This window comes from Shimia sediminis, from assembly GCF_003990645.1.
Taxonomy (GTDB): Bacteria; Pseudomonadota; Alphaproteobacteria; order Rhodobacterales; family Rhodobacteraceae; genus Shimia; species Shimia sediminis.
In genome coordinates, this window is the sequence record NZ_RYZK01000001.1 from 451,973 (window position 1) to 465,687 (window position 13,715).

The 13,715-nt window shown below is 59.3% G+C and carries 15 protein-coding genes; 4 read left to right on the plus strand and 11 right to left on the minus strand.

What is annotated here, in order from left to right:
* Positions 1 to 301 precede the first annotated feature (301 nt).
* Both aroQ and EK369_RS02365 read left to right on the plus strand, forming a co-directional pair.
* Positions 302 to 745, plus strand: a complete 444-nt coding sequence (gene aroQ, locus EK369_RS02360; RefSeq protein WP_127112070.1) for a type II 3-dehydroquinate dehydratase — start codon at positions 302 to 304, stop codon at positions 743 to 745.
* Entirely contained in the window at positions 742 to 1,494 is a 753-nt protein-coding gene (locus tag EK369_RS02365; RefSeq protein ID WP_127112071.1) for a helix-turn-helix transcriptional regulator, read from the plus strand. The genes aroQ and EK369_RS02365 overlap by 4 nt, the downstream gene beginning before the upstream one ends.
* A 381-nt stretch (positions 1,495 to 1,875) precedes the next feature.
* Here the strand turns inward: EK369_RS02365 and tsf are convergent, their stop codons facing one another.
* Positions 1,876 to 2,751, minus strand: a complete 876-nt coding sequence (gene tsf, locus EK369_RS02370; protein WP_127112072.1) for a translation elongation factor Ts — start codon at positions 2,749 to 2,751, stop codon at positions 1,876 to 1,878.
* 61 nt (positions 2,752 to 2,812) lie between these two features.
* The gene (gene rpsB / locus EK369_RS02375; protein ID WP_127112073.1) at positions 2,813 to 3,595 is read right to left on the minus strand and encodes a 30S ribosomal protein S2; all 783 of its coding nucleotides are present in this window, start codon (positions 3,593 to 3,595) and stop codon (positions 2,813 to 2,815) included.
* A gap of 255 nt (positions 3,596 to 3,850) precedes the next feature.
* Here rpsB and EK369_RS02380 point away from each other — a divergent pair, with 255 nt between their 5' ends.
* Positions 3,851 to 4,957, plus strand: a complete 1,107-nt coding sequence (locus tag EK369_RS02380; RefSeq protein WP_164726820.1) for a porin — start codon at positions 3,851 to 3,853, stop codon at positions 4,955 to 4,957.
* Here EK369_RS02380 and olsA read toward each other — a convergent pair.
* The 3 genes from olsA to EK369_RS02395 all read right to left on the minus strand — a co-directional run bounded on the left by olsA (position 4,954) and on the right by EK369_RS02395 (position 6,869).
* Positions 4,954 to 5,790 (minus strand): lyso-ornithine lipid O-acyltransferase, encoded by an 837-nt coding sequence (gene olsA / locus EK369_RS02385; RefSeq protein WP_127112075.1) that lies wholly within the window; start codon positions 5,788 to 5,790, stop codon positions 4,954 to 4,956. The two genes, EK369_RS02380 and olsA, sit on opposite strands and share 4 nt — an antisense overlap.
* Positions 5,787 to 6,557 (minus strand): L-ornithine N(alpha)-acyltransferase, encoded by a 771-nt coding sequence (gene olsB, locus EK369_RS02390; RefSeq protein ID WP_127112076.1) that lies wholly within the window; start codon positions 6,555 to 6,557, stop codon positions 5,787 to 5,789. The genes olsA and olsB overlap by 4 nt, the downstream gene beginning before the upstream one ends.
* Positions 6,558 to 6,689: 132 nt before the next feature.
* Positions 6,690 to 6,869: a DUF3553 domain-containing protein gene (locus EK369_RS02395; RefSeq protein ID WP_127112077.1), complete on the minus strand. Its 180-nt coding sequence runs from the start codon at positions 6,867 to 6,869 to the stop codon at positions 6,690 to 6,692.
* A gap of 27 nt (positions 6,870 to 6,896) precedes the next feature.
* Between EK369_RS02395 and EK369_RS02400 the strand changes: the two genes are divergently transcribed.
* Complete coding sequence (locus tag EK369_RS02400) at positions 6,897 to 7,493, plus strand: histidine phosphotransferase family protein (protein WP_127112078.1); 597 nt, start codon at positions 6,897 to 6,899, stop codon at positions 7,491 to 7,493.
* Here EK369_RS02400 and EK369_RS02405 read toward each other — a convergent pair.
* From EK369_RS02405 to EK369_RS02430, 6 genes are all read right to left on the minus strand, one after another.
* Positions 7,490 to 8,755: a glutamate-5-semialdehyde dehydrogenase gene (locus tag EK369_RS02405; protein WP_127112079.1), complete on the minus strand. Its 1,266-nt coding sequence runs from the start codon at positions 8,753 to 8,755 to the stop codon at positions 7,490 to 7,492. The genes EK369_RS02400 and EK369_RS02405 overlap by 4 nt on opposite strands.
* A gap of 123 nt (positions 8,756 to 8,878) precedes the next feature.
* Positions 8,879 to 9,985, minus strand: a complete 1,107-nt coding sequence (gene proB / locus EK369_RS02410) for a glutamate 5-kinase (protein ID WP_127112080.1) — start codon at positions 9,983 to 9,985, stop codon at positions 8,879 to 8,881.
* Positions 9,973 to 11,010, minus strand: coding sequence for a GTPase ObgE (obgE, locus tag EK369_RS02415; RefSeq protein ID WP_127112081.1), 1,038 nt, complete (start codon positions 11,008 to 11,010; stop codon positions 9,973 to 9,975). Before obgE ends, proB begins: the two co-directional genes overlap by 13 nt.
* Positions 11,011 to 11,062: 52 nt before the next feature.
* Positions 11,063 to 11,602, minus strand: coding sequence for a GNAT family N-acetyltransferase (locus tag EK369_RS02420; protein ID WP_127112082.1), 540 nt, complete (start codon positions 11,600 to 11,602; stop codon positions 11,063 to 11,065).
* A 13-nt stretch (positions 11,603 to 11,615) separates the two neighbouring features.
* Positions 11,616 to 12,209, minus strand: coding sequence for a LysE family translocator (locus tag EK369_RS02425; protein WP_127112083.1), 594 nt, complete (start codon positions 12,207 to 12,209; stop codon positions 11,616 to 11,618).
* Positions 12,206 to 13,606: an RtcB family protein gene (locus EK369_RS02430; protein ID WP_127112084.1), complete on the minus strand. Its 1,401-nt coding sequence runs from the start codon at positions 13,604 to 13,606 to the stop codon at positions 12,206 to 12,208. The genes EK369_RS02425 and EK369_RS02430 overlap by 4 nt, the downstream gene beginning before the upstream one ends.
* Positions 13,607 to 13,715 lie beyond the last annotated feature (109 nt).

Genomic DNA, 13,715 nt, shown 5'->3' on the forward strand with positions numbered 1-13,715 from the left:
TGAGTGTGCAGGCAACTTGCGGTCACCCGGCAATATCCAAAAAATAATTGTTAGGACTGCCGCGCAACACATTGTTATAATGCTATTCTTTAAACATCAGCCTCTCAATCAGTATGAACTTGTCCAGAACCAGAAATCTCTGGGCAAGACCAAACCACGCCTACCGAAACAGTGACCGTCACCATGTGCACAAGCGTCGCATAGTTGCTTAGAAAACATACAGCGCCACGAAGCACGATCAGATGCTAGACAGACGCCTGTGCAATTATATAACGTCTCCCACATCGAATTGGGGAACATCATGACATCAATTCTGGTCCTGAATGGCCCGAACCTGAATTTGCTTGGGCAGAGGCAGCCCAAGGTTTATGGCAAAACCACCCTGCCCGAAATCGAAGCCGCCTGTCGTCAGCATGGCGAAGCGTTGGGCTATGACGTCGCTTGCCAGCAATCCAACCACGAAGGTGCGCTGATCGATGCGATTCATGCAGCCAAGGGCACGCACGCAGGTATTATCCTGAACGCCGGCGCCTATACGCACACCTCGATTGCTCTCATGGATGCCATTGCATCGGTCGAGCTTCCGGCCATTGAACTGCATCTGTCAAATGTCCACGCCCGCGAGTCGTTTCGACATGTTTCGTATATCTCCAAGGTCGCGATTGGCGTGATCTGCGGCTTTGGTCCTCATGGCTACATCCTTGCTCTCGACGCCCTCAAGGCCCATCTGGACAAGGACGCATGATCCTAGATTACATTGAATCCATTACCCAGGCCGAAACCCTGGAACAGCTGTGGGACATGCATACCGCGCGCATGGCGCAGTTTGGATTCGATCGCCTGATTTATGGCCACACCAGCTTTCTTACCACCAAGTCGCTGGGTGACACCGAAGACTTTATGATTCTGTCCAATCATGACCGCGGCTATCTGGATCGTTTCCTGGGCGACGGGCTTTACTTCAACGCGCCGATGATGGCTTGGGCCCTCAGCAATGACGGCGCTCAAAGCTGGTCCTTAACCCAGGAACGCGCTGCCAAAGGCATGTTGACGCCTGGCGAAACGCGAGTGCTGCGCATAAATGAAGAGATGGGCGTAACCGCCGGATATACAATAAGTTTTCCCAGTATGTCGAGCCGCAGCAAGGGGGCCATTGCCATGGCCGCGGCGCGAGGATTGTCACAGTCAGACGTGGATCAGATCTGGCAGGATCAGGGCCGCATGATCGAGCTTGCCAACAATGTGGCGCACCTGAAAATCCTCTCCCTGCCCTATGAAAATCCCAAACGCTCGCTCACCAAGCGCCAGCGAGAGGTTCTTGAGTGGGTTGGCGATGGCAAAACAGTGCAGGATATCGCACGCCTGATGGAACTTGCACCGGCCACCATCGAAAAACACCTGCGACTCGCCCGAGAAGCATTGAACGTGCAAACCACCGCGCAGGCATTACTCAAAGCGTCATTCCTGCATCAAATCTATCAGCCAAGCGCCTAATCTGACGCAAAAAAGCGTCAAAAGTAGGGTTTACCTGACTTGCTTGACCCTAGGTAATTCTGCGAAATTGACTCTGTTCCGTGAGTGGTGGCTTTAGCCTTGGAACATTTTGAATGGCAACCCTGTGATTTCGGGGCCCTGGCGTTCATTCCGGTTTACCGGACGTCGGTGCAGAGATGTATTTTGGTTTCTGTGCCGACATTTTCGTGACGCTCCTCATCCCCATGCAACGGGGCGTTCGAAGCTTGGCGGCGCTGTCTTTTCCCGGACGGCGCCGCCTTTTTTGTGCCTGTCGCAACCCGGTCCGCCGCCCGTTTGACAAAAGAAAACGCCGCGAGCGGTTGGCACGCGGCGTTCCCGATGTTCAGAAGATCAAAGAGCTTAGCCCTGAGCGGCCTTGGCCACTTCAGCGGCAAAGTCTTCTTCTTTTTTCTCGATGCCTTCACCCACTTCCATGCGGACGTAGCCAACGATCTCGGCGCCAGCTTCTTTGGCAGCCGCCTCAACCGTCAGGTCGGGGTTGATGACAAAGCTTTGGCCCAGCAGGGTCACTTCGGCCATGAACTTTTTCATCCGGCCAACGATCATCTTCTCGATCACCTGCTCGGGCTTGCCCGATTCACGTGCGATCTCGATCTGAACGTTTTTCTCTTTTTCAACAACGGCCGGATCCAGGTCCGCTTCCGACAGGGACTGCGGGTTGGCCGCTGCGATGTGCATGGCAACCTGCTTGCCGAATGCCTCGTCGCCGCCTTTCAGCGCGACCAGAACACCGATCTTGCCCATGCCAGCGGTGGCCGGGTTGTGGATATAAGACACAACAGTGTCACCTTCGACGCCTGCCATGCGGCGCACCGACATGTTTTCACCGATGGTTGCAACCGCGTCGGTCACAACTTCGGACACGGCCTTGCCGCCCATGTCTGCTGCCAGAAGGGCTTCGGTGTCAGCCACGGTCAGGGCAATGTCTGCGATGCCACCCACCATTTTCTGGAAGTCAGCGTTCTTGCCAACAAAGTCGGTTTCCGAGTTCACTTCAACCGCAACACCTTTGCCACCTTCAACCTTGACGGCCACGAGACCCTCGGCTGCGATGCGGCCCGATTTCTTGGCGGCTTTCGCCAGACCCTTGGTGCGCAGCCAGTCGATTGCGGCTTCCTGGTCGCCATCGTTTTCGGTCAGCGCTTTTTTCGCGTCCATCATGCCTGCGCCGGTCATCTCGCGCAGTTCTTTTACCATTGCTGCTGTGATCGCCATCTTGGCTCTCCTCATAAGGTATTTGTGTCGGGGGCGGGCCTACCCTGCCCCCGTAAAGGTATTAGGCTTCGGCTGGTGCTTCTGCGGCGTCTTCCGCCACGGCTTCTTCTACCGGTGCTTCTTCCATCTCACCCAGGTCGATGCCTGCGGCACCCAGCTGCGCCGACATGCCGTCCAGAGCCGCGCGGGCTGCCAGGTCGGTGTACAGAGCAATCGCGCGGGCCGCGTCATCGTTGCCGGGGATGATGTAATCAACACCATCGGGCGAGCAGTTGGTGTCGACGATGCCCACAACCGGGATACCCAGCTTGTTGGCTTCGGCGATGGCCAGTGCTTCTTTTTTCACGTCGATGACGAACAGCAAGTCAGGAACGCCGCCCATTTCGCGGATACCGCCCAGGCTGGCCTGCAGTTTGCCCTGGTCACGTTCCATGCCCAGACGCTCTTTCTTGGTCAGACCTTCAACGCCTTCTGCCAGTTTCTCGTCAATCTCGTTCAGACGTTTGATCGACTGCGAAACGGTTTTCCAGTTGGTCAGCGTGCCGCCCAGCCAACGGTGGTTCATGTAATACTGTGCGCATTTCTCTGCAGCATCTGCGATCGGGGCCGAGGCCTGACGCTTGGTGCCAACAAACAGAACGCGGCCGCCCTTGGCGACGGTTTCACGGATCACGTTCAGAGCAGCGTCCAGCATTGGAACGGTCTGGGTCAGGTCCATGATGTGAATGCCATTGCGCGCACCATAGATGAACTCGCCCATACGGGGGTTCCAACGTTGCGTTTGGTGGCCAAAGTGTACGCCTGCTTCCAGCAGCTGGCGCATGGTGAACTCGGGAAGAGCCATGCTAGTTTTCCTTTTCCGGTTTACGCCTTGGCGGGGAGGAGTGATCCCATGTGGGACAACCGGCGGACCGACAGGGATGTCTCCCCTGCCCGACCCAAACCCCGCCTGCGGGTTTGAATGGCGCGCGTTTACCGCAGCCGTTGCGGGATGACAAGCCCTAAGCCCCAAGAAAATCAGGCAGATGCTACAATTTATCATCTCACCTTTGAAAGGCTTGGACTAGTATCACTGGTAATCAACCATGGGGGCGCGTCAATGGTACAAAATCACCTGTTCCGCTGCATACTGGCAGGCACGCTTTTGACCGGCAGCCTGGCCAATGCCGAACGCAACAGCCACACCTTTGACAATGGCACAAGCTTTTCCTGGTATGGCTGGTTTCACTTTGCAGAACAGATGTTTGACGACGGTGTCAGCACCACGTCCAACCTTGTCGATGTCACCAGCGCAGGCAGCCGTTTCGGCTTTTACCTGCGCGGACAAGGGCCCCTGTCCTTTCACTTTGAAACCGGGCTTGGGTTTCGCCCCTCTCAGAAAACCAGTCAGACCAACACACCGGATGCCTGGGACTGGGACCGCACCGACCTGCGTAAGGTTCAGCTGCGCTACGAGGGGTCCTGGGGCGAATTTCGCCTGGGTCAGGGCAGCATGAACATGGATGGTGGCGCCGAAGTCGATCTGGGCAGCACAGCCATCGTGGCCAAGTCTAACGTCAACGAGCTTTACGGCTCTTACCTGTTTCGCGACAGCTCCGGCGCGTTAACCGGTGTGAACATTGGCAGCGTTTTTGACAGTTTCGACAACGGACGCCGGTTCCGCCTGCGCTATGACACCCCGTCATTTGCAGGCTTCTCGCTTGGCGCTTCTTATGGAATCGAGGTGCTGACCTCGGACGTTGACGACCACTACTATGACGTCGCTCTGCGCTATGCCCAAACCTTTGACCGGTTCGAGGTCAAAGGCGCGATCGGCACCGCCTTTACGGACCTGGATGGCGGCAGTACAGCGCAGGAAAGTGCCGGGTCGATCTCGGTGCGGGATGCGCAGACCGGGCTCGACCTCACGCTGGCGGGCGGCCAGAACAATTCGGGCACCGGGCAATACCTCTGGGTCAAGGCCGGCTGGCGTGGTGAGCTGCTCGCTGTGGGTGATACCCGCTTTGTTGCCGAGACCTTTCGCGGCAGCGATTACCTGACCCGCGGTTCCTCTTCGGACATGTGGGGTCTCTCGGTGATCCAGAACTTTGATCGTCAGCGGATCGAGGCCTATGTCGGCTACAAAGAGTTTTCCTATGCCGACACCGGCCCCACCACCTACCGCGACGCATCCACCTGGCAGATTGGCGCGCGCTGGCAGTTCTAGGCCCGCGCGTCCACCAGACCGTGCCCGCTGCGCACCGCAGCTTCGCAATGGGCGGCCAACGCCTTGCGGCTGGCAAAGTCGCGCACGGCGACTGGGGGGTGATAGGTCAGCTCAACCCGACCTTGGGGGCTTTGCGACAGTGTTTTCAGCAAATGCTCGCCAAACTCCATATCCCCCCACCAACCATAAAACCGAGGGTCTTCCCCTTTTGGCGCGTGATAGACCACCGTCACCGGCTGCACATAGAGTTTTTCCCGCAATTCTGGCGTGAAGAACGCCGCGAAAAGCGTTGGTTTGAAAGGTAAAACACGAACCGAGTCCGTGCTGGTGCCTTCGGGAAAGAACAACAACTTGTGCCCCGCCAGCAGCCGCGTCTCAAACACGTCTTTCTGGGCACGGGCCTCTTTGGGGTTGCGGTTGATGAAAACCGTGCCCGTCGCCTTGGCCAGCCAGCCGATCCCCGGCCAGCTTGCCACTTCGGACTTCGAGACAAAATAGATCCGCTTGCGGGCATTCAGCGCAAAAATGTCCAGCCATGACGAATGGTTCGCCACCACCGCCCCGCGCTGGGTCATCAACTCTCCCTTGGTCTCATACCGGATGCCCAGCACGAAAAACGCCGTGCGACAGACAAACTGTGTGATGAACGGCGTCCAGGGTCGGTGGAGGCCATGCACCGGCTTTTCCACCAACCGCACCAACAGCAGCAGCCCCAGGCAGCTGAACACAAAAGTCCCCAGAACCAGCCCGCGCCAGATCACCCGCACCCAGCCCATAGCTGAAATCTTGTGCTTGGGCGGATACCCTTCATCGCTTTCCCAGGTGGTTGTCATGCCTGCGTGCCCCTGGTGTACAGCGCCTTTTGCTTCTCGTTCATGCGGGTCGTGTCCATGATCAGGCACACATCCGTGGTGTTAAAGGCATGATCGACAAAGGCCCCTTCCCCCACGAAACCGCCCAACCGCAGATAGGCCTTGATCAACGCCGGTACCGCCAGCATCGCGGCGCGCCGGTCAATCTGATCCTCGGCGATCAGGTCCATGCTTTGAAAGTGCTCCGGCTGCGCTCGGGTGCGCAGATACTCCGGAGCCAGATGCCGGTGATGCAAAAGAGACAGCGGCGCGGCCAGCTCCTCGGGGTCCGTGCCGTGGAACGAAGCAACGCCGAACAGAATTTCTATTTCATTGTCAAATACATAGCTGGCCAACCCGTTCCACAAATGAAACATCGCAGCCCCGCCGCGATACGCAGGGTGCAAACAGGATCGCCCCAATTCCAACAGCTTGCGCCCGCTCGCCTTAAGGGTCGACAGGTCATATTCATCCTCGGAATAGAACCGGCCCAGCGTCTCTGCGCGGTCTGACGGCAACAGACGGTACACCCCGACGACTTTGTCGATCGGGTCAACCTCCAGCGCCTCATCCATCAGGATCAGGTGATCGAAATGGGGATCGAACCGGTCCCGCTCCAGCCGCGCCGCATCATCCACCATGGCGCCGTGACCGCCCAATTCTTCAACAAACACCTTATATCGCAGGCGCTGCGCAGCCTGCAGCTCTTGCGGGGTTTCAGCCAGTTTCAGTTTGAATTGCGGGTCCATGGCGCCTGTGAACTAAGGGAGTGCAAGAGGTTGGCGCACTCATACTGGTGCATCCCGGCCTTGGCAACATCCGGCTTGCCACACTGTCGCACGCCCGCAACTAGGGGTTGCATTAACCATCCGGTAACCTTTTTATTCAAAAACAGGCACAAGACACACACGGAATCCATTGATGACAACCTTGCCCTGCTCGCGGAAATTCACGGTGATTTTGCCGTTGATGTTCGATTGCACCTGGCCGGTGCCCCAATCGGGTTGGTCAGGGTGGGTCACCAGCTGGCCAGGTTCCAGAAACGCATTCAGGTCTTGCATCAGGGGCACTCAAAGTTAGGGGCGGTTATGACACAGAATAATATGGATTTTTCCGCATTGGTAGGGTCTCGGATCTGCCACGATCTGATCAGCCCGGTGGGCGCGATCGGCAATGGGATCGAGTTGATGGGCATGGGGGGCACATCAGGCCCCGAGCTTGAGCTGATTTCGGACAGTGTCGGCAATGCCAATGCCCGCATCCGGTTCTTTCGCATTGCCTTTGGACACGCTGCTGCCGGACAGATGGTCGGGTCCAATGAAATCCGCTCTGTGCTCACCGACCTCGCCCAGGGCGCACGGGTGCGCTTTATCTGGGAAGTGGTCCGCGATGTTGACCGCCCGTCCTTGCGGGCCGTCTTTCAGGCGCTGATGTGCATGGAAACCGCCCTGCCCTTTGGTGGCGAGGTCACGGTACGTCAGGATGGCGACCTATGGCAGATCGCGGCCCGCGGCCAAAAACTGTCACTGGATGACACGTTGTGGAGCGATCTGATCCGCCCCACAAAGTTGGCGGAAATCACCCCCGGACGCGTTCAGTTCGGCCTCTTGCCCCTGACCGTCGCCGATCTGGGCAAAGAGCTGAAGCTTTTCAAGGACAGTGAGACTCTGGCGCTGAGCTTTTAGGGGCGCGTCGTCCCGTCGCCTTCGACAAGATACTTGAAACTGGTCAGCTGCGCCGCACCCACCGGGCCGCGCGCGTGCATCTTGCCCGTGGCAATACCAATCTCGGCCCCCATGCCAAATTCACCCCCATCGGCAAACTGGGTCGAGGCGTTGCGCATCAGGATCGCACTGTCGAGCCGCTGAAAGAACCGCGCCGCAACGGCGTCATCTTCGGTGATGACACAGTCCGTATGGTTCGAGCCAAACGCGCGAATATGGGCAATCGCCCCATCCACGTCCGACACAACCCGCGCCGCGATATCCATGTCGAGATATTCTTTGCCCCAGTCTTCCGCAGTCGCCGGGATCGTGCCGCGAATACTGGCGAGGGTTTCATCCGCATGGACCGTGACACCAGAGTCAATCAAGGCCCCGATCACGGCCCGCCCGAGCGTGTCCACAAGGCTCTCATGAATCAACAGGCATTCCGCCGCGCCACAAATCCCGGTGCGCCGGGTCTTGGCGTTCATCACCACGTCCAGCGCTTTTTGTGTGTCCGCCGCCGCATCAAGATAGATGTGCACAATGCCTTCGAGGTGGGCAAACACCGGCACCCGCGCCTCGCGCTGCACCAATCCGACCAGGCCCTTACCACCGCGCGGCACGATCACGTCCACCGTGTCGACCATGGTCAACAGTTCCTGCACTGCCGCGCGATCCCGTGTCGGTATCAGCTGAATGGCATGCTCGGGCAGGCCCGCAGCCTTTAATCCCTCCACCAGACAGGCATGAATTGCCCCCGAGGAATGAAAGCTCTCCGAGCCGCCACGCAGGATCACCGCATTGCCGGACTTCAGGCACAATGCGCCCGCATCCGCAGTCACATTGGGACGGCTCTCATAGATCACGCCCACCACGCCCAACGGGGTGCGCACGCGTTTGATGTTCAGACCCGACGGCATGTCCCATTCGGTCAGGATCTCACCCACGGGATCGTCCTGTCCCGCCACGGCGCGCAACCCGTCACAGATGCCCTGAATACGCGCTTCGTCCAGCATCAGCCGATCCATCATGGCGTCGGACAGACCCTTGTCCTTGCCAAAGACCATGTCCTTGGCGTTGGCGTCGATGATCTCGGCACGGCGCGCCCAAACGGCGTCGGCAGCGGCGTTCAACGCTTTGGTTTTCACCTCTGCCGGGGCAAAGGCCAGCTCCGCACTTGCGGCTTTGGCGTTGGCGCCAATTTGCGCCATCAGGGCGGGGATATCTGCGATGTCTTTCATCGATCTGTCCTTTGCGTTTGTGCGTGCTGCCGGATGCCTCCGGCGGGGTGAGGGCTGTAATAGAAACTGTCTGGGGGACAGTTTCAAGCCCGAACGGGCGGAGCCCCTTTAGCAATACGAAGCCTAGAGCGCCATATCGTCCCGGTGTATGAGGGCGGTGCGGCCCGGATATCCCAGAAGGGCTTCGATTTTCGACGAATGCGCCCCCTTGATGGCGTCGGCCTCGGGGGCAGAGTAGGCCACAAGCCCCTGCCCGAGCTTGTGCCCATCTGGCCCGAGGATCGCCACCGGGTCGCCCCGGCCAAAGTCTCCGCTCACGGCCCGTACCCCGGCTGAAAGCAGGCTCTTACCCCCCTTCAGCGCATTGATCGCGCCGGCGTCCACGGTGATCTCACCCTGGGGTTTCATGGAACCGATCCAACGTTTCCGGGCCAGCTGTGGCGTGCCCTGGGCGGTGAACCACGTGGCGTTGGCGCCATTTTCCAACGCCTGCAAGGGGCGCAACACACTGCCCTCGGTGATCGCCATGGCACAGCCGCCCGCCGTGGCGGTTTTGGCGGCAAAGAGCTTGGTGATCATGCCGCCCTTGGACAGTCCACTGGTGCCTTCACCCGCCATGGCCTCGATCTCGGGCGTGATCTGGTCAATGATATCGTAGCGGCGCGCATCCGGGTTGGTCATGGGGTTGTCGGAATAGAACCCGTCCACATCCGACAAGAGGATCAGCATGTCAGCCCCCGTAGTCAGCGCCACCTGTGCGGCCAGCCGATCATTATCGCCATAGCGAATTTCATCCGTGGCCACCGTGTCGTTTTCATTCACGATGGGCACAACCCCCAGCGACAACAGCTGCTCCATGGTCGCGCGGCTGTTGAGGTAACGGCGCCGGTTGGCGCTGTCCTCCAGCGTCACCAGCACCTGCGCCGTGGTCATGCCATGGGGCGCCAGGGCCTCTTCATAGGCCCGCGCGAGACGAATTTGCCCCACGGCGGCGGCGGCCTGCGACTGTTCCAGCGGCAGTTCTGCACGCGGCAGGTCCAGGACCCCGCGCCCCAGGGCAATGGATCCCGAAGACACCAGCACCACGTCCGTGCCCCGCGCCTTCAGCTCCGCCACATCCTCGGCCAGCCCCAACAACCAATCCTGTCGCAAATCACCGCTGTGCCGGTCCACCAGCAGGGCCGAGCCGATCTTGACAACAACGCGTTTGGCTTTTGTCAGGGTCGCCAAGGCTCGGGCTCCTCGTCATTGCGTTTCTCGCGCAGGCGATCCGCGTCGATCTGTTCCCGCAAGGCGCGCAAGACATCCGTCGTACCCTCGCGGCTGACGCCCGACATCAGCATGACGCGCACGCCCGTGGCATCCTCGATCTCGTCCTGAATGAACGCGCGTTCTTCGTCGTCCAGCGTGTCGATCTTGTTCAGCACGGTGATGCGGGGCTTTTCTGCCAGAAAACCGCCGTAGTTTTCAATCTCGTGGATGATGGTCTCCATATCCTCAATGGGCGAGCCCGAGGTGCCATCAATCAGATGCAGCAACACTGCACAACGTTCCACATGGCCCAGGAACAAATCGCCCAGCCCCTTGCCCTCCGAGGCCCCCTCGATCAGGCCGGGAATGTCGGCGACAACAAACTCGACATTGTCCACGCCAACAACGCCCAGGTTGGGGTGCAGCGTGGTAAAGGGATAGTCCGCAATCTTGGGCCGCGCGTTCGACGTCGCCGCCAGGAATGTCGACTTGCCCGCGTTGGGCAGACCCAACAGGCCCACATCAGCGATCAGCTTCAACCGCAGCCACAGGGTTCGTTCAACTCCCGGCAATCCGGGGTTGGCCCGGCGCGGCGCCTGGTTGGTGGACGATTTGAAGTGCAGGTTGCCAAAGCCACCATTGCCGCCCTTGGCGAGCAGAACGCGCTGCCCCACCTCGGTCAGGTCGGCAATCAGGGTTTCCTGATCTTCATCCAGAATCTCGGTGCCCACGGGCACGCGCAACACGATCTCTTCGCCGGACTTCCCGGTGCGCTGCTGGCCCATGCCGGGGCGACCATTGTCTGCAAAAAAGTGCTGCTGATAGCGAAAGTCGATCAGCGTGTTCAGCCCGTCAACAGCCTCGGCCCAGACAAAGCCCCCGTTGCCGCCGTCGCCACCATCCGGCCCGCCGTATTCGATATACTTCTCACGCCGGAACGAGACACAGCCCGACCCGCCGCTGCCCGAGCGGATGTAAACCTTGGCGAGGTCGAGGAATTTCATGACCGTTGTCCTTTGTGTTTCCCCCGCGTGATAGCGCGCGCGGGGGCAAGCCTCAATCCAATTTCAGGCTATATGTCCAGGTCGGTACTGCGGCATCGCGCGCCACCGAGAAACTCTCGGCGTCCCCGAGATACTGAAACCCGCAATTCGTGAGCACACGCGCTGACGCCGGATTGTCCTGAAAGACAGCGGCAAAAACCGTGTCGCTCATCAACGGGTTGGCCGCGATCAACGTCTTCACGGCTTCCGAGGCCAGCCCGGTGTTCCAGAACGCCGGTGCCACCCAATAGCCGATCTCGACCTTGCCCAGATCAATGCGCTTCAGACCAATCACACCCATCACCTCGGCGCCGCCCACGGCGCTGCCGTCCATGGCCCAGGTGTCCTCAGCACGCGCGTCACTTTGGGCGCGGGCAATATAGGCCTCGACACTGCCCGGCGGCAGCGGATGCGGGATCGAGCTGGTCATGCGCGCCAGCTCTTTTTCGCCTGCATACATTTCGATCAACCCCTGGTCTGACCGACGCAATGGGCGCAACACGAAGCGATCGGCCTCTATCACGGGCTGATTTACGATCATGTCATGTTTCATATGCCTGTCCTCCTCAAAACAGCACATAGACGACGCTGGCCACGGTAAGCGCGGCCAGGGTCCTCATCAGGTAACGTTCCGCGGGCCGTCCAGCGACGAGCCGCGCGATCCGGTCTCCTCCAAAAGTCCAGATCGGATGAAATACTGCCTGACATGCCAATAGACAGATGGCGATTGTCAGGGTGGCCTGCAAGATGGGCGTGCCGGGTTCAACAAAAGTTGTGAACCCCGTGACGATCATCGCCCAAGCCTTTGGATTCAAAGGGTGAACCCCCAGTCCAGCGGCAAACCCCGGCGCCTTGTCAACACTGGCCCCATCGGGCGCCAGACGCAGGTTGGCGACTTTCCAGGCCAGCCAGCAGATGTAAGTGACCGAGGCCCACTTCAGCACCTCGAACAGTCCCGGCACGCTGTCCGCGACCGACATCAGACCAAAACCAATCGGCCAGATGATCAACTGCTTGCCAAGTGCCACACCCGCCACAAAGGGCAACGCGGCCCGAAACCCGAACCGCGCGCCGGTCGCCAGCAACGCCATATTGGCCGGGCCCGGTGTTGCCACCTGGCTCGCCGCAAAGGCGCTGAAACTGACGACGGCCACGCTCATTGTGTCACCTCTGAACGTGCTGCGTGACGTGCCATGGCTTTTTTCCGCCAAGGCGCATCACGTTCCCAGTCTCCGGCCATGATCGAGCCATAAGGCATGATCTCATCGACCAGCTCCGCCAGTTCAAACCGCTCCATCTGAGCACGCACCGTCGCTGCCGGTTTGTAAGCTGACGGCAGTTCCGAGACATCCACGTTGCCCGAGAAAAACCGGACATCCAACCCACGCGTCTCGCGTGCAAACACCTCAGTTTCCGAATGCTCGCCCAACCCACGCCGGTGTGCCGAGCGCGAAAAGTTTCGCCCGGCCCCATGCGGTGCAAACCCCATGTTGCGTGCGTTTGGCTGAGACCGGATCAACAGCACCGGTTCCGCCATGTTCAGCGGTACAATCTGGGTTCCGTTGGTATCTGGCAACATGTCCACATCAATCGGGGTCGCCCCCTTGGCGTGAAAAAACATGTCCCCCTTACGAAACACAAAGTTGTGCTCGTTCCAGAACCGTTCGCGCACCTTGGCGTCAGTCAGAACCGTGGCGGCCTGATGAATGGCGTTGTGGTTGGCCTTGGTCCACTTCCGGATCAACTGCAGTGCATCCCAATAGGCAATGCCTTCGTCAGAATCCGCCGGAATCCAAGCGTTCTGCTTCAGAACACCAACCGACAGCTTCTTGCGCCACTTCTCTGCAGCCCGCATTCCGAGTTTGTACAACCCAGCACCCGGACCACGAGAGCCATGGTGTGTCACCAGGCACGTTGTTCCATTGGCCTTTGATACGCCGACAAAGGCAAAGTGGTTGCCATCGCCCTGCGTTCCCAAATGTTCGACCGCAGCCCGCAGGATCTTTTTGTCCTGCAGAAACGCATTGTCTCGAAACGCATCAAAGAGGTCATGCGACATGGTGAACCGTTTGCCGTTCTCCCGTCCACCGGGGCCGAAATGCGTAACCTTGTGGACCGCGTCCAACACGGCCTTGGGGTCTGCATCGTCAAACTCGGTGACCATGACCGAACAACAGATGTCCGCCGAATGCATGCCCGGATGGATCGCGTTTTCCGCCGCCACAACGGCCCCCACGGGGATCGTGCCGACGGCCCCTGTCGGGCAGGCGTCCGGCATGACGGCACCGGCGCGCAGCGTTGGAGTCTGCATCAACACGTCCATGGTCTCCTGGACCTTGGCGACATTGTCCTCTTCTTCGGTGTTGTCTGCCTCAAGGTTTATCTGATAGCGCGGCGCGTCCTGCAGACGCAGCTTTGGCGCGGGCCGGTTGTCTTCCGCCCACTTGGCCAGCGCGTCACCCTCAAGGTTCAGTGCCCGCACGGTTTCCAGCGCGCGTCCCAAATCCGCGCCCGGTTCAAAACCCAGTTCAATCAGATGTTTACCAGTTACAGTCATTGGTCTAATCCATTTTTCCTCTTTTTGACTTTCAATCCGACTAATTCGGATGGTGGATAGACCGGTCCCCTGAAAAAGAAATGGGGGACCGGTTTTCACCGATCCCCCA

Excerpts from the sequence above, each read along its gene's own strand:
- EK369_RS02380 (WP_164726820.1), top strand. The coding sequence starts at position 3,851 with ATGGTACAAAATCACCTGTTCCGCTGCATACTGGCAGGCACGCTTTTG.
- olsA (WP_127112075.1), bottom strand. The coding sequence starts at position 5,790 with ATGACAACCACCTGGGAAAGCGATGAAGGGTATCCGCCCAAGCACAAG.
- EK369_RS02405 (WP_127112079.1), bottom strand. The coding sequence starts at position 8,755 with ATGAAAGACATCGCAGATATCCCCGCCCTGATGGCGCAAATTGGCGCC.
- tsf (WP_127112072.1), bottom strand. The coding sequence starts at position 2,751 with ATGGCGATCACAGCAGCAATGGTAAAAGAACTGCGCGAGATGACCGGC.
- EK369_RS02425 (WP_127112083.1), bottom strand. The coding sequence starts at position 12,209 with ATGAGCGTGGCCGTCGTCAGTTTCAGCGCCTTTGCGGCGAGCCAGGTG.
- EK369_RS02420 (WP_127112082.1), bottom strand. The coding sequence starts at position 11,602 with ATGAAACATGACATGATCGTAAATCAGCCCGTGATAGAGGCCGATCGC.
- aroQ (WP_127112070.1), top strand. The coding sequence starts at position 302 with ATGACATCAATTCTGGTCCTGAATGGCCCGAACCTGAATTTGCTTGGG.
- EK369_RS02400 (WP_127112078.1), top strand. The coding sequence starts at position 6,897 with ATGACACAGAATAATATGGATTTTTCCGCATTGGTAGGGTCTCGGATC.
- EK369_RS02395 (WP_127112077.1), bottom strand. The coding sequence starts at position 6,869 with ATGCAAGACCTGAATGCGTTTCTGGAACCTGGCCAGCTGGTGACCCAC.
- EK369_RS02430 (WP_127112084.1), bottom strand. The coding sequence starts at position 13,606 with ATGACTGTAACTGGTAAACATCTGATTGAACTGGGTTTTGAACCGGGC.
- obgE (WP_127112081.1), bottom strand. The coding sequence starts at position 11,010 with ATGAAATTCCTCGACCTCGCCAAGGTTTACATCCGCTCGGGCAGCGGC.
- EK369_RS02365 (WP_127112071.1), top strand. The coding sequence starts at position 742 with ATGATCCTAGATTACATTGAATCCATTACCCAGGCCGAAACCCTGGAA.
- olsB (WP_127112076.1), bottom strand. The coding sequence starts at position 6,557 with ATGGACCCGCAATTCAAACTGAAACTGGCTGAAACCCCGCAAGAGCTG.
- rpsB (WP_127112073.1), bottom strand. The coding sequence starts at position 3,595 with ATGGCTCTTCCCGAGTTCACCATGCGCCAGCTGCTGGAAGCAGGCGTA.